This is a genomic window from Pontibacter sp. YIM B11418 (genome assembly GCF_059278805.1).
The window spans coordinates 112,364-135,404 of sequence record NZ_JCAEMH010000008.1; the positions used below are offsets into that span (position 1 = coordinate 112,364).

At 49.5% G+C, this 23,041-nt stretch carries 12 protein-coding genes; 1 reads left to right on the forward strand and 11 read right to left on the reverse strand.

The genetic code is table 11. The features are described from left to right. Positions 1–5: 5 nt before the first annotated feature. From AC4QZR_RS18515 to AC4QZR_RS18555, 9 genes are all read right to left on the reverse strand, one after another. Positions 6–2,327: a TonB-dependent receptor gene (locus AC4QZR_RS18515; protein WP_494482246.1), complete on the reverse strand. Its 2,322-nt coding sequence runs from the start codon at positions 2,325–2,327 to the stop codon at positions 6–8. Positions 2,328–2,573: 246 nt separating this feature from the next. Then, a complete protein-coding gene (locus AC4QZR_RS18520) occupies positions 2,574–4,004 on the reverse strand; it encodes a SusD/RagB family nutrient-binding outer membrane lipoprotein (RefSeq protein WP_494482247.1) in 1,431 nt (476 codons plus the stop codon). 11 nt (positions 4,005–4,015) lie between these two features. Next, positions 4,016–7,228 (reverse strand): SusC/RagA family TonB-linked outer membrane protein, encoded by a 3,213-nt coding sequence (locus tag AC4QZR_RS18525; RefSeq protein WP_494482248.1) that lies wholly within the window; start codon positions 7,226–7,228, stop codon positions 4,016–4,018. A 1,049-nt stretch (positions 7,229–8,277) separates the two neighbouring features. Next, positions 8,278–9,699, reverse strand: a complete 1,422-nt coding sequence (locus tag AC4QZR_RS18530) for a SusD/RagB family nutrient-binding outer membrane lipoprotein (protein WP_253406461.1) — start codon at positions 9,697–9,699, stop codon at positions 8,278–8,280. An 11-nt stretch (positions 9,700–9,710) separates the two neighbouring features. Further along, positions 9,711–12,920 (reverse strand): SusC/RagA family TonB-linked outer membrane protein, encoded by a 3,210-nt coding sequence (locus AC4QZR_RS18535; protein WP_494482249.1) that lies wholly within the window; start codon positions 12,918–12,920, stop codon positions 9,711–9,713. A 346-nt stretch (positions 12,921–13,266) separates the two neighbouring features. Then, positions 13,267–13,458 carry a hypothetical protein gene (locus AC4QZR_RS18540; protein ID WP_494482250.1) on the reverse strand — a complete coding sequence of 64 codons (192 nt, stop codon included), beginning with the start codon at positions 13,456–13,458 and terminating at the stop codon, positions 13,267–13,269. Between the two features lie 14 nt (positions 13,459–13,472). After that, a complete protein-coding gene (gene feoB / locus AC4QZR_RS18545) occupies positions 13,473–15,626 on the reverse strand; it encodes a ferrous iron transport protein B (protein WP_253406463.1) in 2,154 nt (717 codons plus the stop codon). Between the two features lie 12 nt (positions 15,627–15,638). Beyond that, complete coding sequence (locus AC4QZR_RS18550; RefSeq protein ID WP_494482251.1) at positions 15,639–15,887, reverse strand: FeoA family protein; 249 nt, start codon at positions 15,885–15,887, stop codon at positions 15,639–15,641. 432 nt (positions 15,888–16,319) lie between these two features. Continuing rightward, complete coding sequence (locus tag AC4QZR_RS18555) at positions 16,320–18,770, reverse strand: bifunctional UDP-N-acetylmuramoyl-tripeptide:D-alanyl-D-alanine ligase/alanine racemase (protein WP_494482252.1); 2,451 nt, start codon at positions 18,768–18,770, stop codon at positions 16,320–16,322. 162 nt (positions 18,771–18,932) lie between these two features. Between AC4QZR_RS18555 and AC4QZR_RS18560 the strand changes: the two genes are divergently transcribed. Next, a complete protein-coding gene (locus tag AC4QZR_RS18560; RefSeq protein ID WP_494482253.1) occupies positions 18,933–19,883 on the forward strand; it encodes an EamA family transporter in 951 nt (316 codons plus the stop codon). A 96-nt stretch (positions 19,884–19,979) separates the two neighbouring features. On the opposite strand, the gene AC4QZR_RS18565 is transcribed toward AC4QZR_RS18560, so the two are convergent. Next, positions 19,980–20,288, reverse strand: a complete 309-nt coding sequence (locus AC4QZR_RS18565) for a hypothetical protein (protein ID WP_253406467.1) — start codon at positions 20,286–20,288, stop codon at positions 19,980–19,982. 87 nt (positions 20,289–20,375) lie between these two features. Next, on the reverse strand, positions 20,376–22,997 hold the full coding sequence (locus AC4QZR_RS18570; RefSeq protein WP_494482254.1) for a DUF5686 and carboxypeptidase regulatory-like domain-containing protein: 2,622 nt from the start codon (positions 22,995–22,997) through the stop codon (positions 20,376–20,378). Positions 22,998–23,041 lie beyond the last annotated feature (44 nt).

Consider the following 23,041-nt stretch of genomic DNA (forward strand, 5'->3'; position numbering starts at 1 on the left):
ACGCATTAGAATTTAACATTAAAATTAATTGAAGGTATAGGAGCCCCGATCACCGCTAGTTTATACGCTCCCGGTGCTTCTCCATAGTGGTGCTGGTAGAGCATAGAGTAGGCATTCTTTCTGCCATACAGATTATAAATGGAGAAGCTGCCACTGTACTCCGCCTTGCCCCTTTTGATTATTTCCCGATTCAAGGACACATCCAGGCGGTGATAGTCGGGCATTCTCTCCTGATTTCGGCCCGAATAATTGGCAAAGATCTGCCCTTGGTACCAATACCAGGAATCCGCTACGGTAACAGGCCTGCCGGTGGTATAAGTAAAGTTGGCCGTCACTTTCCATTTGGGCCAGAGATGATAATCGGCAAATATGTTCAGGTTGATCGGTTTGTCGTAATTGGATGGATAAGCTTTCCCGTCGTTAATGGTTTCTGCTTCGGTTTTGCCGGCTATCGTTCTAAAAGACCTTGAGTACGTCAGGCTGACCCACCCAGTAAGTCGTCCCTGGTTCTTTTTCAGCATCCATTCAGAGCCGTAGGCCTCCCCATCTCCGAACAGTAAATCCGATTCGAGTGTGGGGTTGAGCAGGAGCGTTGCCCCGTCTTTGTAATCGATCTGGTTATAGAGCTTTTTATAATATACTTCCCAGCTGAAGTCGTACCAACTCTCCGGATCCGAGTAGAAGTATCCCAAAGACACCTGATCTGCCACCTGAGGCTCTATGTGTTTGTTGGATAGTTTCCAGACATCCACCGGGGTAATGGCAGCAGTGTTTGAAATAAGCTGAATGTACTGCCTGGTTCTGCTATAGCCTGCTTTAAAAGAAGTATTGTCCGTTAGAGAATATTTGAAGGATGCCCGTGGCTCAAGCCCATAGTAGGTTTGCACCACCTTTCCTGTACCATAGGACAGCGTATCGACAATATTCACATCACTCTTAGGTTGGCCTTCTGCATACACGTAAGTATCTGAGGGGCCTATTTTAGCAAACTGAGAGAAACGCAGTCCCACAGACATCGACAGCCTGTCGGTAAGCGTCATTTCATCATTCAGGTAGACGGATGTTTCATATCCTTTATCGCTTTCCAATTGGCGCGGGTTGAGGCTAGAACTGCCATATGGCAATAATTCTCCTGGGTCAATGGCGTATACAGATGCGTCAGCACCAAAGTCAAGCTGATGTTTAGCAAGACCGAAGTATCCAAAATCCAGCTTTAGCTGTGTCAGGTCTATACCTGAGTTAAGGGCAAATTCCTCCCCGACTGCTATACCTTCGACCTTATTTACATAGTTGCTCTTAACTACAGTAGCTATACCTGTAAAGTTGTTGTTGAAAAGATGACTCCACTTGAGCGTTCCCAGCGTGTTTTTCCACTGGTAAGTCGTATCGTTCGGGAATTTGAAGCCATCCGCACTATGGTAACCAGAGAAACTGACGGTGTTCTTTGCGTTCAGCTTATACTTAAATTTCAGGTTACCATCATAGAAATGACCGGAGCTGTTTTTTATATTCTTGTTGGGAAAAAGCTTCATGATGTAGCCCGGGAACGCCCCTCTAACAGCAACCAGAAACGTTAGCTTGTCAGACAGAGGCCCGTCCATACTGAATTTGCCCGAGATAGGAGACACGCCGATCTCATACTTCATTTTCTCCTCATTCCCATCCCGGAGGCTTACATCCAGAATAGACGAAATTCTGCCTCCATACCTGGCAGATATGCCGCTGCGATGCAGTTCATAACTCTTAAGGATATCCGGATTGTAGACAGAGTAGAAACCGAACAAATGGTTGGCATTAAATAGCGGGGCATCATCCATCAGCACAAGGTTCTGGTCGGCACTGCCACCCCGCACAAAAAAGCCAGATGTTCCTTCGCCAGCATTCACCACCCCAGGTAATGCCGAAACACTCCGCAGCACATCAGCCTCTCCCAATAGCTTTGGCATGCGTGTGAGCATCTTCTGATCGATGAACGAACTGCCCATGTGGGTGCTGTTCACATCCGTCGCAGGCTTGCTGGTGATCTCTACCTCTTTTAATTTAAAGTTGGCCAGTGTCAGCGTAAACTCAACCTCTTTATCAGCGGTCATGGCAACCGACTCCCGAAACGGCGCCATCCCGATGTATTGACAGGCAATTTCATAATTTCCCTTCTCCAGCAGTAAGGAAAAGCGCCCCTGTTTATCCGTGAATACGCCTTTACCGCCTGGTGAAACTACTAAAAAAGCGCCTTCCAGTCTTTCGCCCCAGATCCCCTTCACTGTACCTGATAGTTTGTATTGCCTTGGATTTACAGCTTGAGCCCATACGTTTAATGTGAAGACCATCAGTAAGAGGGTAATTGCGACTGATTTTCGGGGCATATGGAGCGAAATATTGTTTAAATACTTTTTTAAATATACAAAGTTTGGACATTCAATTACCACTAGCGTTAAAAGCTTTTCAATAAATCAACCTGACACTGCCTTTGCTATAAATATCTACAAAAAGAAAAGGTCTCCGGATTCCGGAGACCTTTGCCAATGAAGAAGACTACTACCTAGTTTTCTTAAAATTCAATTACTATTTTATTACTATCTAATATCCCAGAATAGCTTAGTTGAGCTCGCATCACCACCAATTGCTGACGCAGCAGCGGCATTGTTTCCTGGGTTAAGCGTTTGCTCGTTAACTGGGTAGATCAATCTTGTAGGTACGGTCAGGCCTTCTACTGGAGGAAGAAGCGTTGGAGCATCTAATCTTCTCCAGGTTACCCATGCGTCGTATCCACGGTTATAAAGCGCGATCCACTCCTGTGTACCAATCTTCTGTCTCCAGTCGCCAGGAGCAGTCAGATAGTTTACGCTTGGCTGTAACAGGTATGCTGTAGCCTGAGCTGCTGTACCACCCCAATAGGTGATGGAAGCTGTAACAGCATTGTTGTAGTGCTCCATAGCAGTGCCACCTACATTGTAACCTCTTTCTACGGCTTCGGCCAGAAGGAATTCTACCTCAGCGTAATCAAGCAACAGTGCTTCGAACGTAGGGTCAGCAATCTTCGGACTTACAGTTGAGAAATCAGTGAAGGTGTTAGTGAAACCGTACTTGCCACCTTTAAACTCGGTGCCAACCTTCGAGAAGTAGAACTCTCTTCTTGGGTCGTTACGCTGGTTCATGGCATCAACCAATGTGTTGGCAGCCACATAGTCTTCTCTGGTTGAAAGTGGGCCTTTTACGTTAGAAGAGATCGGGTTGTTGTTCGGTGGTGCGGACAAGTATTCGAATGATGCATTCTCATTATTGCTTGAGATTACACCGCCTGCCACTGCTGATTCTGCTAAGGCTTTTGCTTTTGCATTGTCAACATCAGCTACCACCATACCTAGCTTTAACTTAAGAGAGTTGCCAAACTTAAGCCAATTAGCCATGTTGCCACCGTAAAGAATGTCACCGCTTCCAGCAAATCCAGTTGTATTAGGATCAAGCTGTGCTACTGCTGTTTCAAGACGAGTTAGAATGTCCGCGTAAACAGTCTGTGCATCGTCGTATACAGGCAGTGCATTCTGAGAATTGAGCGCCTCAGAGTAGGGAATATCACCAAACGTGTTTACCAGTACAGACCAGGTATATACTTCCATGATCTCGATCTGAGCCAACTGGTTCTTCTTAACGCCTTCAGCAAGCGTCGCATCTTCGGTAACGATTCTTTTTGCTTCAACAAAATCGTTCAGCACATCACGGTACAGGGTTGTCCACATGTTCTGTGGAATCAAACGTGAAGTCATGTTATAGCGTGGCTCATCCAGGTACTGCGTGGATGTCCAGTGCTGCACATAAAAACGATAGTTGTTTGTGTTAACGTTTGGAGTCGTCAGCACATCTGCTAAGTTTTTGGTTGCACCCGTGAACAGGGTAACCGCCGGAACTACTGTCGCTTGTTTCTGGTCGACATTATACTCTTCCAGATCATCTACGCATGATGCCATAAACACCAGCGAGAATAAGCATATGATAAGTTTCTTCATTTTCTGATATTTTAGAAATTTAATTTAACGTTGAAGCCATAAGTTCTAACAGCTGGGTAAGCACCAGACTGATATCCTCTGCCAAAGTTACCTGAGCTCAAACCTTCCTCAGGGTCAGAGTACTCCATGTTCTTGTGGATGATCCAAAGGTTACGACCGATCAACTGGAGATCAACGCCTTTCACGAAGCCAAGGTTCCCGATAACAGACTCAGGCAAGGCGTAAGAAAGAGCTACTTCTCTCAGCTTCACGAAGCTACCATCGAACACATACATGGCGCGCGGTGCACCAACATAGTTATCAGCTGCGTAGCCGTAAGGAGTCATACCGTCACCATCCTGGTTCTCAGCATAGATGTCGTTCGGAGTACCATCTTCTTTAACACCTGGCAGCTTTACACCACCACCTTCTGCAGCTGGGTCACGAGTAGGGTTACCCTTGTCGTTCAGGCCGGCAGTGTGGGCATATAAACCAGTTGCTTCGCCATACCACTGGTCAAGAGAGAATACATCGCCACCATGACGAACATCGATCAGGAAGCCCAATGATACACCTTTGTACGTCAAGGTGTTGTTGAAACCGCCAGTCCAATCTGGGTTTGGATCACCAATGATAAGGTCTGATCTGTCTGACAACAGGTAATAGCCGTTTGCTCCAACTGTTTTCTGACCATTTGTGTAAACGAAGTCGTTACCACGGATTACACCGTAAGGCTGACCAATAGCAGCGTTCAGAGAAACACCTCCCTGGAAAGAAGCAAGTGTCAGGTTCTCCACATCTTCATACAGGCTGATAACTTTGTTTCTGTTACGAGCGAAGTTGAAGTTCATGGTCCATGTGAGGTCTCCTGTCTGAACTGGCGTTACAAAAGCAGCCACCTCAAAACCTTTGTTTTCTACTTCACCAGCGTTAACGTAACGGTTTGTGTAACCGGATGCTGCAGTCTGACTAACAGGCATGATCTGGTCAATCTGGTTCTCTTTGTACACAGTGAAGTCGAATCCGAACAGGTTGTTGAAGAATTCAGCCTCTATACCTGCTTCCATACTCTTCTTTCTTTCTGGCTTCAGGTTAGGGTTGTTCTTCGTGCTTGGAAGCGAGAAGATCGGAGTTGAGCCAAAACCGGTTGGCTTAAAATACACATCATAGATACTCAACGGAGGAGCGTCGTTACCAACTTCTGCGTAGTTAATTCTCGCCTTACCATGTGATAACCACGATGTTTCCATAAGGTTAGAGAATATTACGTTCACACCAGCAGCTGGGTAGAAGTAAGCGTTATCGCCTTTTGGAAGTGTAGTAGACCTATCCTGACGGGCAGAAAGTTCCATGTAGTAAGTGTCTCTGAAACCAAAGTTTACGTTAGCAAAAACACCATCTACACCTCTGCGCCAGTAAGTTTCAGTTGGAGGGTTTACCGGGCTTGCTGAGTTGGAGATAGAGTACAGTTTTGGAACAACCAGACCACCGTTTGTTGCTGTAAAGATAGATTCAGCACGGTCTCTGCGCAGGTTGGTACCTAACAAACCTGTAAAGCTTAACTCTTCAGAGATGTCTTTGTTGAAGTTCAACATGAAGTCGAAGTTCGTCTCGTTGAAGTCTCTGTTGTATCTGGAGTAGCCACTCAAACCAGCACTACCAACCGCAACGCGCTCTTCCTGCATGTCACTTGTAGAGTTGAAAGAGGCTCTACCCATGGCGCTCATCCAATCAGTGATTTTGTAATTAACAGTCGCATAACCATAGATGTTATCTCTGCTGTCGTTCGCGTAGTTTTCGTACTGCGTCCAGTATGGGTTGTCAGAGTAGATCGGACCTGTGTTTGAGCTGTTCCAGTTCCAGGTGATGTTCTGGCGGTTTCTGAAGTAAGCATCTTTCTGCTCTTTCAGATCCACGTTGGTTTGCCACCACTGGCGGAACTGCTGGTTAGGGTTAGTACCGCTATAACCAGTACCATATCTACCCATACCTACTGTACGAGTGTAGTTACCTGAAGCAGACACTGTTAACCTTTCACTAGCCTCGTAAGAAGCATTGAAGTTAAACATGTCTTTGTCTATTGTAGAGTTTGGCAGGTTACCTTTGATGTCGTTACGGGTGTAACCAAGGTTAAAGGTTGTCTTGTCGCCACCGCCACTAACTACCACGCTCTGGTTAGAGTTAAGGCCTGTTTCATAGAATGAAGTAGGGTCATTCTCAGCAGCTACCCAAGGTCTTGTCTTGCCAAAGTTTGGATGAAGAGGATCGATTGCATCCCACTGGTAAACCTGCAGGTTTGGATCGAATCTAGGACCGTAAGAAGCGTCATCCTGGTATCTTACCACTGGCGCTTCACCGCTACCTAAATCTTTAGGTGCGCGGAAGCCCTGGAAATAACCACCACCATACTCTTTCTGGTATTTTACATAAGTGCTCTTATCGATGTTACTCCATGTAACACCGCTGTTTACAGCTATATTAAGGCTGTTCTTCGCGCCTTTTTTAGTCGTAATCATGATAACACCGTTGGCTGCACGCGAACCATAAAGTGCTGTTGCTGCTGCACCTTTCAGCACGTTAACAGACTCAATGTTATCAGGGTTCAAGTCAGCTGCAGCGTTACCAAAGTCAGCTCCACCACCACCACGTGCTTGTGCAGAACCGTTGTTGTTAGCATTACTTACCGGCACCCCGTCAATAACGAAAAGTGCCTGGTTTTCACCTGTAAGGGAAGAATAACCACGGATGATCACGTTGGTAGAACCGCCCATGGTGTTGTTGGTTCTGATGTCCAGACCAGCCACTTTACCTGAGAGGGAGTTTACTACGTTTTCGTTTCTGGCACGGGTGATCTGGTCTCCGCTAACTTCCTGAGCTGAGTAAGCCAGCTCGTTTCTGTTACGCTCGATACCGAGAGCGGTCACCACAACCTCACCCAACTGGCGGGTATCGGTTCCCATAGATACGTTTATGGTCGATTGGTTTCCGATTGGCCGCTCAACTGTCTGATAGCCGATGAAGCGAAATACAAGGGTGTTGCTGCCTTCCGGCACATTTACAGTAAAGGTACCGTCTGCCCCTGAGGCAGTACCCACTGATGTGCCTTTCACCAGGACTGTAACCCCTGGCAGCGGCTGATTGGTAGTAGCGTCTGTCACCGTACCGGTGATCGCCCTGACTTGAGCCATGGCCTCATGAATAAAGGCCGACACAAGCAGCAGGCATAGCATTAGAATTTTTTTCATTGCGCTGTTTGTTTAGGTAAGAATTAAATCAAAATAGTTAAGGTGTTATTTTATCACTTCGCTGGATAGCAGCGTCAGTTTGTTTGTTTTAAGTTAAATAATGAGCTAATGCTCGCTTTATTTGTTAATCACCTCCTTCATCTATGCTTCCCTTCACTTCCGAGATTGAATACTTTACAATAATGCCGACAAAAGCTTCTGATACAGGTGTATGTGCTTACTTATCTAAATTGCCGGAACCAACATATTCACGGGACAGAAGCACGACCCTAAACAGATAATTATCTTCAACAAAACATTGTATCAGATACCGAGAAAATTAAATTATATCAAATTATTTATCAAAATAAGGATATAGCTGTAGTTAGGACAGACAGTCTAAGCCTGCAAACTACAGTCAGATAGCCTTAAATATCAGGCTATGTAAATCGATAAATACTTAGGAAGCCGCTAGCTTTGCTGAAATGGGTAAGCGGCAATGGGGCAAAGATAACTCTGAGAATAGTAGAGGTCTTTTCATTGTTTTAAATTGTTTAAGGTGAGAGATGCTCAATTTTAAAGAATGTTTTCGGTTTTCACAAATATTTAATGCGTTTTTTGACCTCAAAAGCAAATCTTAAGAATTTTCACAGCGACTCATAGGTAGTTAATGTAAGCTGAATCCGAGCAAAGCAATAAAAACTCCTCCTTATACGGACTTGTATAGGAAAGGATAAATTTATTCAATACGATAACAGAAAAGTTAAATTTTTAAAACATAACGCGAACAAAATCAATATTTTAGTCTCCCTTGGTGTCAGGTATAGCAACTTGATGAAACGGATCTACCCCTCGATTTTTTAGTTGACGGGCAATAAAACAGGGCTGTCTATGGATCGCAGCTAGCTTTCAATAGGTATATAGAGTCTTAAGGCTCCCGGGTATTTAATTACAATTCAACAGCTCATGATTTGATACTTATCTGGTAGTAAAAGAAAAATGCCCCCGAACCCGGGGGCATTTTTCAATAGGTAAACTACTACTATATTAATCAGTCATGCTTTCGTCAATCAATTCACATCCCAGAACAGCTTGGTAGAGCTTTCATCTCCTCCTATGGCCGATGCCGCTGCTTCGCGGTTGTTCGGGTTCAGCGTCTGCTCATTGACAGGGTAGATCAATCTGGTTGGCACGATCAATCCTTCTACCGGCGGTGTCAGGGTTGGTGCATCCAATCTTCTCCAGGTCAACCAAGCCTCATAACCGCGGTTAAAGAAAGCAATCCATGCCTGTTTACCTATCTTCTGCTTCCAGTCACCAGGCGCTGTGGCGTAGTTAACTCCAGGTTGGGCCAGATAAGCAGTTGCCTCGGCTTCTGTTCCTCCCCAGTACAGAATGGATGCCCTGATAGCTGCATTGTAATGTTCGGCGGCAGACCCGGCAATAAATCCCCTTTCTACAGCTTCAGCCAACAGAAACTCTACCTCGGCATAATCCAGCAGTACACCCGGAAAATCAAGGGCCGCTACTTTCTCACTTACGGTAGAGTTTTCTTCATAATTGTTCGCAAAGCCAACTCTGCCACCAATAAATTGTCCATTAACATCTGTAAAGTACTGCGGTCTCCTGGGGTCATTCAGCGAATTCATCACATCAACCAATGTACTGGCTGCTATAAAGTCTTCTCTTGCTGAAAGCGGACCTGTCACGTTATCAGAAATCGGGTTGTTGTTCGGAGTTGCAGCCGTGTAGGGGAATAAGGCATTGTCTGCATTGCTTGTGAACACATTGGGCGCAGCTTCTGCTACAAGCGTTCCGGCTTTGGCGGGGTCAACATCGGCTATCACCATGGCTAACCGCAGCTTCAGAGAATTACCGAACTTCACCCACTGCGTCATGTCCCCATTGTAAAGCACATCCCCTTCTTCAAACCCAGATTCTTCAATGTTGATTAGACCAAGTGCCATATCAAGGCGCTCCAGGATATCGTTGTAAATCGCCTGGTCGTCGTCGTATACCGGCTGCGTATTGGTCGGATCAAGCGCCTCTGTGTAAGGTATATCACCAAAAGTGGTCACCAGAATAGACCAAGCGTATACCTCCATGATCTCAATCTGAGCCAGCTGGTTGTTTTTAAGTACCGGATCAATCGTCTCATTGGCATTTAACAGCCTTTTGGCTTCTTTCAAGTCGGCCAGCACGTCCCGGTATAGCGCATTCCAAAAGTTTTGAGGAATCAAACGGCCAGTCATGTTGTACCTGGGCTCCTCTACATATTGTGTTGTAGCCCAGTGCTGCACATACAACCTGATGTTGTTCGTGTTCACGTTCGGCGTGGTCAACACATCCGTCAGGCCCAGCAGAGCATTGGTGAACAGCGTGGCGGGCGGAACATCGGTTGCCCGCTTCGTGTCAATATTATATTCATCCAGGTCGTCTACGCATGCTGCCATAAACACCAGCGAGAATAAGCATATGATTAGTTTTTTCATCTCTCGTTAGTTTAGAAATTAAATCTGACGTTAAATCCGTAGTTTCTAAAGGCAGGGTATGCGCCAGACTGATACCCTCTGGATGCGTTGCCCGAACTCAAGCCTTCTTCCGGATCGGAGTAATCCATGTTCTTGTGGATAATCCACAGATTTCGGCCAATCAATTGTATATCGACCCCTTTGATAAAGCCAAGGTTTTCCATTAAGGTCTGTGGCAGTGCATAGGAAAGGGCAACTTCTCTCAGCTTCACGAAGCTGCCGTCGAACACATACATGGCCCTTGGGGCCTCTATACCGCCGGCAGCATATCCAAAGGGAGTCGCTCCATTACCGTCCGCATTCTCTGCATAGACGTCGTTCGGGGTTCCGTCCTCTTTCACTCCGGGCAGCAGTACACCACCGCCTTCAGCTACCGGAAGACGAGAAGGATTTCCTTTGTCGTTCAACCCGGCAGAATTCGGATACAGGCCTGTTGCCTCGCCATACCACTGGTCGAGCGAGAATATATCACCGCCGTGGCGCACATCAACCAGGAAGCCGAGCGACACACCTTTAAAGGTCAGCGTGTTGTTAACCCCACCGGTCCAGTCTGGGTTCGGATCACCGATAATGTCAGACGCGTTGCCAGAGTTTATGTAGTAACCATCGGAATTCACGGTCTTTTGCCCATTTGTGTAGACAAAGTCAGTGCCTCTGATCACACCAAATGGTTGCCCAACGGCAGCGTTAAGTGACACACCGCCCTGGAATGTGGCAAGTGGAATGTTCTGAACATCCTGGTACAGGCTCTTGACTTCACTTCGGTTTCGGGCGAAGTTGATATTGATGTTCCATGAGAAATCACCTGTTTGAACTGGCGTCGCAAAAGCAGCCACCTCAAATCCTTTGTTTTCCACTTCACCGGCATTCACCCACTGCGCTGTATACCCTGTAGCACCAGTGGTAGACACGTTAATGATTTGATCTACTGTGCTGGAACGATAATAGGTGAAGTCAAATCCAAACAGGCTATTGAAGAAGTCTGCCTCAATACCAGCCTCAAAGCTCTTGGTTCTCTCAGGCTTCAGGTCCTCGTTGTTTTTGGTATTCGGAATCGAGAAGAGAGGAATGGAGCCTAATCCTGTTGGCTGTGTGTACACATCGAATATACTGAATGCCGGAGCACTGTTGCCTACCTCAGCATAGTTTACCCGAAGCTTACCCCCTGACAGAAATGGTAGCTGGAGGAGGTTGGAGAATACCACGTTTCCAGCTATAGAAGGATAGAAGTAGGAGTTGTCTCCTTCTGGCAATGTTGTGGATTTATCCCGACGGGCAGAAAGCTCGAGGAAGTAGGTTTCTCTGAAGCCGATGTTTGCATTCGCAAAAATGCCGTCAACGCCTATTCGCTCAAAGTTTTCAATAGGAGCCGTGATGGGGTTAACTGAGTTTGACAGCGTGTATAGCCTTGGCACAACAAGACCACCGTTGGTAGTTGCTCTAATATCTCTGAGCCGGTTTCTGCGCAGGTTGGTTCCAATTAAACCATTCAGGCTAATATCTTCTGTAAGATCTCTGTTGAAGTTTAAGAAGAGGTCATAGTTGGTTTCATTGAATTCCCTGTCATATCGCTCAAACTCACTCACATCGGCACTTCCTACGGCTACACGCTCTTCCTGCATATCTGTGGTTGTGTTATAAGTGACTCTGCCCATTAAGTTTAACCAATCTGTAAACTTGTAAGTAGCAGTTACATAACCATAGAAGTTGTCTCGGGCGTCGTTAGAGTAGTTCTCGAATCTCGTCCAGTAGGGGTTATCAGAGTAGATAGGACCTGTGTTTGCCGCATTCCAGTTCCAGGTAATGTTCTGGCGGTTTCTGAAATAAGCCTCCTCCTGCTCTTTGATATCCACGTTAGTCTGCCACCATTGCCTGAACTGCTGGTTAGGGTTACGGCCCTGGTAGCCTGTGCCATACCTACCTACACCCACTGTGCGCGAGTAATTGGCAGAAGCACTTACCGATATCTTCTCTGTCGCCTCAAAAGAACCCGTAAAGTTAAACAGGTCTTTATCGAGCGTCGCATTGGGCAGGTTTCCTTTGATGTCGTTTCGGGTATAACCTACATTGAAGGTAGTCTTATCGCCACCGCCACTGATCATGATACTCTGGTTAGAGTTAACACCGGTCTCATAAAAATCACGGGGGTCGTTTTCAGCAGCTAACCAAGGCCTTGTCTGTCCAAAGTTCGGGTGAAGCGGATCAATAGCGTCCCATTGGTATACCTGCAGGTTCGGGTCGAATCTCGGACCATAGGAAGCATCATCTTGAAAACGAACTACCGGCGCAACCCCACTGCCTAAGTCAGCTGATGTACGGAAGCCCTGGAAGTAGCCCGCCCCATACTCTTTCTGGTAGTCAACATAAGTGCTCCTGTCCATTGTGCTCCAGGTAACACCACTGTTAACCGTAATATTCAGGCTGTTCTTTGCGCCTTTTTTGGTCGTAATCATGATAACGCCGTTGGCCGCACGCGAACCATACAGCGCTGTTGCTGCTGCCCCCTTCAGTACGTTCACAGACTCAATGTTATCAGGGTTCAAGTCTGCAGCAGCGTTACCAAAGTCAGTACCCGTCCTGCCAGACTGCTGGTCAGCGGTATTGGTATTGGCATTACTTACCGGTACACCGTCGATAACGAACAGTGCCTGGTTATTGCCTGTAATGGATTTGTTACCGCGAATAATCACGTTAGTAGAGCCACCCATAGTATTGTTGGAACGAATATCAAGACCGGCCACTTTACCTGAGAGGGAGTTCACAAAGTCGGCAGGTCTTGTACGTGTTATCTGTTCACCACTCACCTGCTGGGCAGAGTAAGCCAGCTCATTCTTGTTTCGTTCGATACCCAAAGCTGTTACCACTACCTCGCCCAGTTGTTCTGCGGCCAGAGGGAGTGCTACATTAATAGAAGTAGCGTCTCCAATGGGACGCTCAGTAGTACGATAACCGATAAACCGGAATTCTAAGGTAGTGCCGCCGTCTGGGACCGTTATAGAGTAGTTTCCATCGGCACCTGTGGCGGTACCAACGGTTGTTCCCTTCACCAGTACTGCTACCCCTGGTAAAGGCTGATTTGTGGAAGCGTCCGTTACATTGCCGGTAATGACCCTTCCCTGGGCCAGCACCTGTAGCTGCAATGCAAAGATCAGTAAGAAGCTTATTGCTAGAAGTTTTTTCATCGCTTTCTGGATTTAGTAAAAATCAGAGTATGGCTGGCTTATAGAATTATAGCCAATTATCCAGCGCCAGGATAGCGTCTGTTCAGAAGAAGGTAGATGTTGGTTCCCGGTGCTGTTAGGCAGCCGTTCAGTTGTAGGCGTAATATACCGGTGCCAGAGTGGCATCCGTAAAGTGGAGATATTTTAATGATTGCAGCTAATCAGACCCTTTCCAAGATAGCTTGCCAGGAACCCACCACATTCGGTCACTGCATTTATTCCTGCGCCATATGTTATACCTATCGTGCAGAATATTTGTTATGACAATTTTAATTTAATTCTAATATTTTTAGTCACAAAGCAAATATTAAAAGCCAAATAATACAAAACCAAGGATAACTAACTTACTTTTATGCTTTTCTGAAGTCTGCACATTCTCTACCAAAATAGCAGTATCTGATGCAATACTCCCCAGACAACCAGGCGAAGTGGATAAGAGGGCTGCTTCAGACATAAATACAAAAAGCCCGCTCCTTTCGGCAGCGGGCTTTCCGGTCATCTTTAAGTTCTGGCTTAGCTCATCAGTTGGAAAACGGCAAAAGCGGACACGTACGCCAGTCCCGTCATGTAGACCAGCTGCGCCAGCGGCCACATCCAGCTCTTCGTTTCGCGGCGCACAATGGCCAGCGTACTAATGCACTGCATAGCGAAGGCGTAGAAGATCAGCAGCGAGAAGGCTCTGGCCGGCGTGAAGAATGGATTGCCATCGGCGTCTTTCTCTGACATTAGCTTGTCTTTTATCGTCGTCACGTTCTCTTCTTCGCCTATACTGTAGATCGTCGAGATGGTGCCGACAAACACCTCGCGGGCAGCGAAGGAGGTCAGCAGGGCTATACCTATCTTCCAGTCGTAGCCCAGTGGACGGATGGCCGGCTCGATGGCATGACCGAACTTGCCCGCATAGCTCGACTCCAGTTGGTAAGAGGAGATCAGGTTATTTGTTTGCTCTTCGCCGAGGCCTTTTACTTCGGCCTCGGCCACAGCGCGCTCCTCGGCACGCTCAAAGCTATCGCCGGGACCGTAGGAGGCCAGCACCCACAGGATGATGGAAACCGCCACGATGATCTTACCTGCCTCCAGTACGAAGGTCCTGGACTTCTCGAAAATAGTGAGACCCACGTTTTTCCAGCGCGGCATGCGGTATACCGGAAACTCCATGATGAAGTAGCTGCGCTCACGGGCCTTCAGCAACACTTTGAGCAGCAGTGCCGACAAGATGGCCGACAGGAAGCCCAGCAGGTATAGCCCCATCAGCACAATTCCCTGCAGGTTCATGAAGCCTAAGTAGTATACCTCCGGCACCACCAGGGCAATCAGCACAGTATACACCGGTATGCGGGCCGAGCAGCTCATGAGCGGCGTCACGAAGATGGTGATCATCCGGTCTTTCCAGTTCTCGATCGTGCGCGCCGACATCACAGCCGGCACCGCGCAGGCAACGCCTGAAATAAGCGGCACCACGCTTTTGCCGTTCAGACCGAATTTGCGCATGATCTTATCCATCATGAAAGTGACGCGGGCCATGTAGCCCGTTTCTTCCAGAATGGCGATAAAAGCAAAGAGTATGGCTATCTGTGGTATAAAGATCAGTACACCTCCCAGGCCGGCAATCACACCTTCGGTCAGCAGGTTGATGAGCGGGCCGTTAAAGTTCGCCTGAATCAGGCTGTTCAGCGCCGCTATACCTTCGTCGATCAGGTCCATGGGGTAGCTGGCCCAGGCAAACACCGCCTGGAACACCAGAAAAAGCAGTCCCATGAAGATCAGATACCCGTACACCCGGTGCGTCAGGATCTGATCGAGCTTGTTGCTGAACTTCTCTTCTTCTTTGGCCTTCTCTACCCGCACCGCATCGAGCAGCACCTCGTTGATGCGCACATAGCGGGCAATGGTCTCATTGGCCTGCTCAGTGGTAGACTTGAAGCCCTGTGCTTCCAGTAGCTGCGCCACCCATACCTTGTCTTCTTCTGATAAAAAGCGCAGGTGCTTGTACTGGTGGGCATAGTGCAGGGCCAAGTAATCGTTGTTCAGACTGAAGCGCTCTTTTATCTGGTCTACCATTGGCCGGAGGTTGGCCGGTACCTCAAAGAAAGCCACCTCAGTGGCTGACAGTTGCTGCGACACCAGGATTTTGAGCGCCGCTATACCTATGCCTTTGCGGGCATTCATGGGTATAACCGGTACTCCGAGGTCGCGCTGCAACGCTTCAACATCGATCTTCACGCCTTCGGTCTCTGCCACGTCCATCATGTTGAGGGCCAGCACAGCAGGTATACGAAGGTCAGCCAATTGCGTGAAAAGCAATAAGTTGCGCTTCAGATTGGAAGCGTCGGCGGTTACGATGACCAGGTCAGGGCGATTTTTTAATACCGGATCGTAGAGCAGGTCGATGATCACACGCTCGTCGAGCGACTTCGGGTATAAACTATAGCTGCCGGGCAGGTCGATGATTTGGGCTTTAAGCTGCGGTGTCAGATGACTGATGCCGGTCTTTTTGTCGACGGTAACGCCCGGAAAGTTACCCACCTTCTGGTTAAGGCCTGTGAGTTGGTTGAAAAGTGATGTTTTACCCGAGTTTGGGTTGCCAATCAAAGCTATTCTGGCCACCGGCTGGTGGACAGGTACTTTTTTGGCTTCTGGCGCTTCCGCCTCTATAGTAACAGCCATGTGGTAATAAATCTACTTCAGCAGAATGGTTTCAGCTTCGTCTAAACGGAGTGAGAGCGTATAGTCGTTCACGATAATGGTAACAGGGTCTCCGAAGGGGGCTTTGCTGTTCAGCTTAACCTCGGCACCAGGTATACAGCCCATCTCGAGTAGCTTAAGTGCCATTTCCGGGTCGTTTAGGCTAGAAATCTCTCCGCTCTCCCCGATCTTCAGATCGCGCACACTCTTCTGGTCCTGTGGTTTCTGTATCCTGTTACGCACGATTTCTCTTCTTTTATTTAGACTGTTTATAAACAACTGCAAGATACAAGCTGTTCCCCGGTATTGCAAAAGAATAGGACTTATGATTTGAAGATGTGAGGATTTGGGGATTTTAAAATTTAGAGATGTGGAGATTTAATGATGGGCTAATGTGTTGCTGGTAAAAAACCTTGCGTTCGGTTATCACTGGTACTGGCCGGATTGGCTATACCTGCAAGCAACAGCCTTTCTATACCTGCAAGCAACAGCACTCCTATACCTAACTTTGCGGTATCGCTACGAACCTGCACCAGGAAGCTACTGCACCGGAGGCCCACACTCAGATCACAAATCAACTGTTCCTTTAAAATTTTGATAGTTTCAAATCCTGAATTCGTCATCGGCACATTCATTTTCAAATTTCCGAATCTCCAAACCCTCACATCAGTAAAGTTACTCCGAGAAGAAGATGCGCTTGACGCGGGAGCTGACGTTGGTGAGCAATTCGTAAGGGATGGTGCCGATGCGTTGCGCTAGTTCAACAAGTGTGAGTTGCGGGCCAAACACCGTCACTTCGTCGCCTGTTTTGGCAGGTATACCGGTTACGTCGACCATGCACATATCCATACACACATTGCCGATGATCGGAGCGCGCTGGCCGTTGACGATCACCTCGCCGGCGCCGTTGCTGAAGCGTCGGTCGTAGCCGTCGGCGTAACCGATAGCGATGGTGGCGATGGTCTTGTCGGTGTCGGCTATACCTTTGCGGCTGTAGCCCACCGTTTCGCCCTGCCGGATGTGCTTAAGCTGCGAGATGGTGGTTTTGAGCGTACTAACCGGTTGCAGCGCCTCCTGCTCCGAGCCCGTAGACTCCACACCGTATAAGCCTATACCTAAGCGCACCATATCCAGCTGGTGCTCCGGAAAGCGAACGATGCCTGCCGAGTTAAGAATATGTTTGAGCAAGGTATAGCCGAGGCGTTCTTCTACCTCAGCAGCCAAAGCGGTGAAGTTTTGCAGTTGCCTGTGCGAAAAATCGTCGTGCAGGGCCTCGTCGGCTCCCGCCAGATGACTGAAAGTGCTTACCACCCGCACCTGAGGATGCTGCCTGAGCAAAGAGAAAAGCTCGTCAAAATCATCTCCCGTAAAACCAAGGCGGTGCATGCCGGTATCGAGCTTCAGGTGAATTTTGTAGAGGATGTCAGGCTGGGCAGTTGCCAGGAAATCGCGGAGTAGCTCCAGGGAGTAGATCTCAGGCTCGAGGCTGTACTGGTGCAGTTTGGCCAGGCTGTCTGGCGAGGGGTTCATGACCATGATCGGCAGCGTGATGCCGTGTTCGCGCAGGCTCACGCCTTCGTCCACGTAGGCCACTGCCAGGTAGTCAACCCGGTGAAACTGCAGGAGGCTGGCGACCTCAAAGCTGCCGCTGCCGTAGGCAAAGGCCTTCACCATTACCATCAGTTTGGTACTAGATGCCAGCTTGGAGCGGTAGTAGTTGAGGTTGTGAACCAGCGCATCCAGGTTTACTTCCAGCACTGTACCGTGTACCTTCTGCTGAAAAGCCTGCACAATCTTCTCGAAACCAAAAACACGGGCGACCTTGATTAGCACCAGTTCGTTGCGGAACTGCTCCGGACTTAATTGCTGCAAGAAATCGGCAGTACTGGTATAGAAAATGGTATCGCCGCCAAATTTGGCGCCATGCGCCCGTATGGTCGGCCCGACCCCGATCAGGCGCTCCACCTGATGGGCTTTGGTCAGGGAAGCTACTTGGCTATAAAGCTTCTCCTCCGACATACCCGACTCCAGCAGATCGGAAAGTATAAGCGTGCGCCTTCCCCGCTTCGGCTGACTAGCCAGCAGGTCGAGGGCGATGGAAAGACCGGCGAGATCGTTGTTATAAGTATCGTCGATGAGGTAGCAGCCGTTGATGGCTTCTTTCATTTCGAGGCGCATGGCCACGGGTTGAAGCCGGTCCATGCGGTCTTGTATAGCCGTAAGGTCAGTGGCGCGTTGCAGTAGCACCGCCAGGCAGTGCAGGGCATTTTCTACGGAGGCCTCGTCTGTGAAAGGGATGGCCAGGCTGTGCTGCTCGCCCCGGAAGGTATAGCCCACGATCGTTTTGTGGCCGGAGATGCTGCTGTTTCGGATTTCCACATCCGCCTGTTGGTGGCGAGACCAGGTGAAAGCAGGTATAGCGCTCGCCTGCACTGCTTCGTGAATCAGCTTGTGATCGAGGCAATAGAAAAGCAGCTCCACTTTAGTGAACAGTTGCATCTTCTCCGCCACTTTCTGGCGATGGTCGGCAAAGCCCTCGTCGTGGGCGCTGCCGATGTTGGTGAACAGGCCCTGCATAGGCTGTATGATTTGCTGCAGCTTCTGCATCTCGCCCGGCTGCGATATACCTGCCTCAAACAGGCCAAAGGTATGGTTTGCATCCAGCTGCCACACCGAGAGCGGCACCCCGATCTGGGAATTGTAACTGCGCGGGCTCTTCACCACCAACTCTTCCGGACTCAACAGTTGCGCCAGCCACTCCTTCACAATGGTCTTGCCGTTGCTGCCCGTAATGCCCAGCACAGGTATACGGAACTGCGTCCGGTGCCAGGCCGCTACTGCCTGCAAAGCCTCCAGACTGCTCTTTACCTGCAAAATATTCGCCTCGGGGTATAGCTGCTCCATACCTGCTGCTTCCTCCACCACAAACTGCCGCACGCCCAGCCTGTAAAGTTGCTCCAGGTATACGTGCCCGTCGTTGTGGCGACCCCTGATGGCAAAAAACAGCGTGCCCGCCGACTGCGAAAGTTTGCGGCTGTCGGTGAGCAGGTGCACCACGGGGCTTTCCTGCAGCTGTTGCAACACGGCACCTCCTGTAATGGCTTGAAGCTGGTGAAAGCTGAGCATACAATTTAATTTAAAGCTCAAAGATAAGGTTTCAGACGAAGGGTTGGGATGAGCTGCAAATAATTAAACCGGTCGGCAACTGATGTCAAAACACGGATATCGGAAACTATATAGCGGCTTTTTCAAAATCAAAACGATACATTTGCGCTCTTTTATATTGAAATGGAAACAACGAACACCAAACCATATTACGCGGCAGGTATAGCAGCCTTTGTCATCTGGGGCTTTATCCCTTTCCCGCTCAAGGCCCTGGCCGACTACCCGAGCGGACAGATCCTGTTCTTTCGGGTGACCTTGTCTATGCTGTTTCTGGTGCTGATCACGGTGCTTTTCCGGCGCAAATACCTCCTGCAGACGCTTGCGCAGGTAAAAGCCTCCAAGCCGCGTGAGGCGCGCAGGTTCCTTCTCTTTACTTTTCTGGGCGGCTCGCTGCTCACCATCAACTGGCTCACGTTCATTTACGTGATCAACCACATCAACATCCAGACGGGCTCATTCTCATACCTGCTTTGCCCCATCCTGACGGCAGTGCTGGGTTTTGCTTTGCTGAAAGAAGAACTGCGGGCGAACCAGTGGGTAGCCATCGGGCTGAGTGCGCTGAGCTGCGTGCTGATCGGGACGGGCGAGCTGACGAGTCTGCTGTTCAGTCTGCTGATCGCGTTGAGCTATGCTTTTTACCTGATCACGCAGCGCATCCTCAAGGTATACGACAAGATCGTGCTACTCACGTTGCAGCTGTTGCTCTCTTTTGTGTTTATCGCACCATTTTACGATCAGTTCAAAGGCAGCTCCGAAGTAGCGCTGGACGGGCACTTCTTTTTGATGACAGGTATACTGAGCGCTGTCTTTACGGTGCTTCCGTTGTTCCTGAACCTTTATGCCCTCAAGGAACTCACGTCCGGCACCATTGGCATCCTGATGTACATCAACCCGATCCTCAACTTTGTGGTGGCGTTCGTGTACTTCAACGAAGAGACCACGGCGGTAAAAGTAGCGGCTTATGTGCTCATCTTTATCTCGGTGATCATCTACAACATCAACCTTAAAGGCCGCAAGAAAACGGGCGCCGGTCTGGTGATTCCACCGGTCGGTACTACGGCTGTAGTGAAATAACCTATACCTGCCAAAAACAAAGAGGCCATACCTGATCGTTTTCAGGTATGGCCTCTTCTGTACTTGCCTTCTTTTATCTGCAGTCAGGTTGCGAAGTTAGGGCTGCTGATTGGGGTTCTTTTGTTGCTGCTTTTCCAATTCTACCCGCTGGCGGGCTACAGTATCTACGTTGGAAGGCAGGTTGCCAAAGCGGTCGGCCTGCTCGCCTGTTTCAGCGGTGTCGCCGATAGGGGCAGGGCGTGGCTTGGTCAGGTTTTGTGTGGACTCGCTTTTGTTCGTGATGGCTTCGGCAGTACTGGTGTCATCTACCGGGTCGGACTGTGGCCTTTCGCCGCAGCTGGTGCCCAAAACCGCTACCAGGGCCAGCGCCAATCCTGTTATGAATATATCTTTTAACTTCTTCATAGTCGTTTTTAAATGGTTATGAACTGTGCTTTTTTAACGGCCAACCTGTGGATTTGGTTATAAAACAGCTTTCACCAAGTGCTTGGCTTAAAATCCAAACCCGAACCGCAGCCCGGTGTGCACCTTTTGCCGCTCCTGAAACGACGTGAAGAAATCGACGCGCAGTACTTTGAAGATGTGCTCTATACCCAGGCCCAGTTCCAGGTAGTTCTCCGACTCGCGCGTGTTCAGGTAGTGCAGACTCACCACTTCCTGCCATTTGAGTTTGCGGAAGAGCGGGATCTTGTTGAACAGGAAGCCATTGAAGTGGTGCTCATAGTGCCCCTCCAGGTAGCGGTTGCTGGTGCTATACCTATAGTAGTCAAGCAACTGGAAGCCGGTATACACACCCGCGAACACGGTGCGGTTGCCGTTGAAATGGCGGTAGTCCATCAGCTGCATGTTCTCCTTGCCCCAGAAAGTGCCACCCGTAAAGCTGAACTCGCTGCTGCCCAGCAGGCCCAGACTGAAATCATCTGAAATGCGCAACGCCAAGGTGGTATACCGCACATCGCCCCCCAGCGCTTTTATACCTCCCCGATAGCCCAGCGAAAAAGTAGGCCAGCGCGAGCCGATGTTGATCTTGCGGTCGGGTCGGGAGATGTAGTTCATGCCCGGCCGGAACGCGACGGTGAAGGCTGCCGTCAGGGCCTGGTGCGGCTCGAAGGAAGCATCGGCCAGCTCCGCGTTCTCGGGCACATTGGAAGTGAAGTTGCCGCTGCTGCTTTCCCGGAAGGTATAGTCGGTGGAGTTCTCCAGCGGCATGCGGTGACTGTAATCAAGTGAAGTGAGGATCGTAACGCCATTCAGAATTTCGGAGCGGTGGTTCACCCGGCCATAGTCACGCTGGTAGAGTTTGAGGTAATTGCGCTCCATCAGCAAGGTATAGACCGTGTTGGCAAACGGCGAGATCGGGTTGGTGGAGTTGATCTGATCCACAAAACGGCCGCCTTCCAACGAAACCGAGCTCCGTTTGATGGGGTCGTAGGTATAGCTCAGGCGCAGTTTGGCATTGAGTTTCTCGTTGGAGAGGCCGTAGCGGATCGTGGGCTCTATTTCGTAGCGCCGACGGTCTTCAAAATCCTGCCGGTATTCCATGCCCACGTTCAGCACGGTGCCCTCTACGGTATTGAATTGCAGTACACTCGGCCCACCCGTCAGGCTCAACAGCGGGTCTATCCGGAAAAAGCGGCGTTCGTAGGTGTTGTTGTAGGTATAGCCGCGCGTAAAAAAGCTGCCAAAAGTAGGCTTGTTCCGGATGCGGTCCACCGAGTCCTTGTATACCCTGGACTCCCGGATGACCTCCAGGCTGTCCTTGCGCTGGTAATCGATTTGCTCTTCCTCGGTGAGCGCCACCGGCCGGATCTCGGCCCAATAGGCAGAATCGCGGGTATTCGCTTCTTTCTCCACAACCAGCACTTCTCGGCTAAATAATTTTTCGTCGTGTATGGCAGGCTGTTCCTCGGGTGTTGCCGCAACAGGTTCGATCACCCGTGCCCGCTGCCGACGGGCGGGCTTCACCTCTACCGCTACGGCATCTTCCACCACTTCCGGCTCCGGCTCTACCACCTGAGGTGGACGACTGTAGGCGGGCTGCACCTTATACCTGGAGTACACACCCGTGGCATAGCCTCCTCCCTTGAAGCCCAGTCCCGAAGCTTCAAAGGTAAACCGCTGCGAAACCGGCATCCAGACATGGTCCTGCACCGGCGCGTATACCTGCCGCACCCGTATAAAATCGACGAAGTCTATACCTGCGTTTTTGGTGAGGGTCAGGTCGGTGCTGTGGATGCGCCACGAGCCGTCCACGATGTAGATATTGCCCTGAAACACCGGGTCGTTCTTGCGCCTGGGTATGACTTTAATTTTGTTGATCGTGCGGCCATTTTCCTCGAAAGTGCCCTGGTACTCGAAGCGGTAAAAGAAAAGCGCATTGTTGGCCAGCGGCGACACAAAACCCCGTTCGCTCAGCCCCTCCACCTTCAGCAGGTTGTCATAAAAGCTGATGTTCATTTCAGAGGCCTGGTTGAAGCTAAAGCCCTGCTTCTTGCCACTGACTTTGGAGGAGATGACGCGCTCGTTTACTTTGTTCGGCTTTTTAAAATGCAGCTCCGACACCGACTCCGACAGGTATACGATGCCTGTGTCCACATCCACTACCCGCACCCCCAGCACCTTGCCGGGCACTTTGTCCATTCGGGCCACGCCTTTCATGTATACCCGGGCGCTCCAGGCATTCACTTCGTCGCGGTGGTACTTGCGCAGCCGGATGGCGTTGCGCATGATGCCGTAGGCCGGGTCCTCGTCTGCCGCCTTCACCACCACTTCTTTCAGGTTGAGCACCTCGGGCAGTAGCTGCACGTTCAGTTCCTGCGCGCCCTCGCCGATCGTTACGGTCTCAATGCGGGCTCTATACCCGACATACTTAAACTCTAAGGTATAGGTGCCGGCCGGGAGTTGCAGTTGGTAGTTGCCCTGATCGTTGGAGGCGGTGCCACTGGCGGTTTCTTTGATGTAGATGCTGGCGAAAGGTAGACCCTGGTTGTTTTCGTCGGTGATGCGCCCGCGCAGTGTACCCGCCATGGTGAGGGCCGGCAACAGGTATAGCAGGAAAAGCAGCAAAGCAGGGCGCATGTGCAGTAGGCTCTTAGTTTGAATGTTGGCTTTCACAATTTAAGAACTAACGACAAAACCCGCCCATCGTGTTTAGCTTT

What these genes read in the sequence shown, in the direction of transcription:
- AC4QZR_RS18565 (WP_253406467.1), bottom strand. Translation starts at nt 20,288, where the DNA reads ATGAAGAAGTTAAAAGATATATTCATAACAGGATTGGCGCTGGCCCTG.
- feoB (WP_253406463.1), bottom strand. Translation starts at nt 15,626, where the DNA reads ATGGCTGTTACTATAGAGGCGGAAGCGCCAGAAGCCAAAAAAGTACCT.
- AC4QZR_RS18515 (WP_494482246.1), bottom strand. Translation starts at nt 2,327, where the DNA reads ATGGTCTTCACATTAAACGTATGGGCTCAAGCTGTAAATCCAAGGCAA.
- AC4QZR_RS18520 (WP_494482247.1), bottom strand. Translation starts at nt 4,004, where the DNA reads ATGAAGAAACTTATCATATGCTTATTCTCGCTGGTGTTTATGGCATCA.
- AC4QZR_RS18555 (WP_494482252.1), bottom strand. Translation starts at nt 18,770, where the DNA reads ATGCTCAGCTTTCACCAGCTTCAAGCCATTACAGGAGGTGCCGTGTTG.
- AC4QZR_RS18525 (WP_494482248.1), bottom strand. Translation starts at nt 7,228, where the DNA reads ATGAAAAAAATTCTAATGCTATGCCTGCTGCTTGTGTCGGCCTTTATT.
- AC4QZR_RS18530 (WP_253406461.1), bottom strand. Translation starts at nt 9,699, where the DNA reads ATGAAAAAACTAATCATATGCTTATTCTCGCTGGTGTTTATGGCAGCA.
- AC4QZR_RS18540 (WP_494482250.1), bottom strand. Translation starts at nt 13,458, where the DNA reads ATGACCGGAAAGCCCGCTGCCGAAAGGAGCGGGCTTTTTGTATTTATG.
- AC4QZR_RS18535 (WP_494482249.1), bottom strand. Translation starts at nt 12,920, where the DNA reads ATGAAAAAACTTCTAGCAATAAGCTTCTTACTGATCTTTGCATTGCAG.
- AC4QZR_RS18560 (WP_494482253.1), top strand. Translation starts at nt 18,933, where the DNA reads ATGGAAACAACGAACACCAAACCATATTACGCGGCAGGTATAGCAGCC.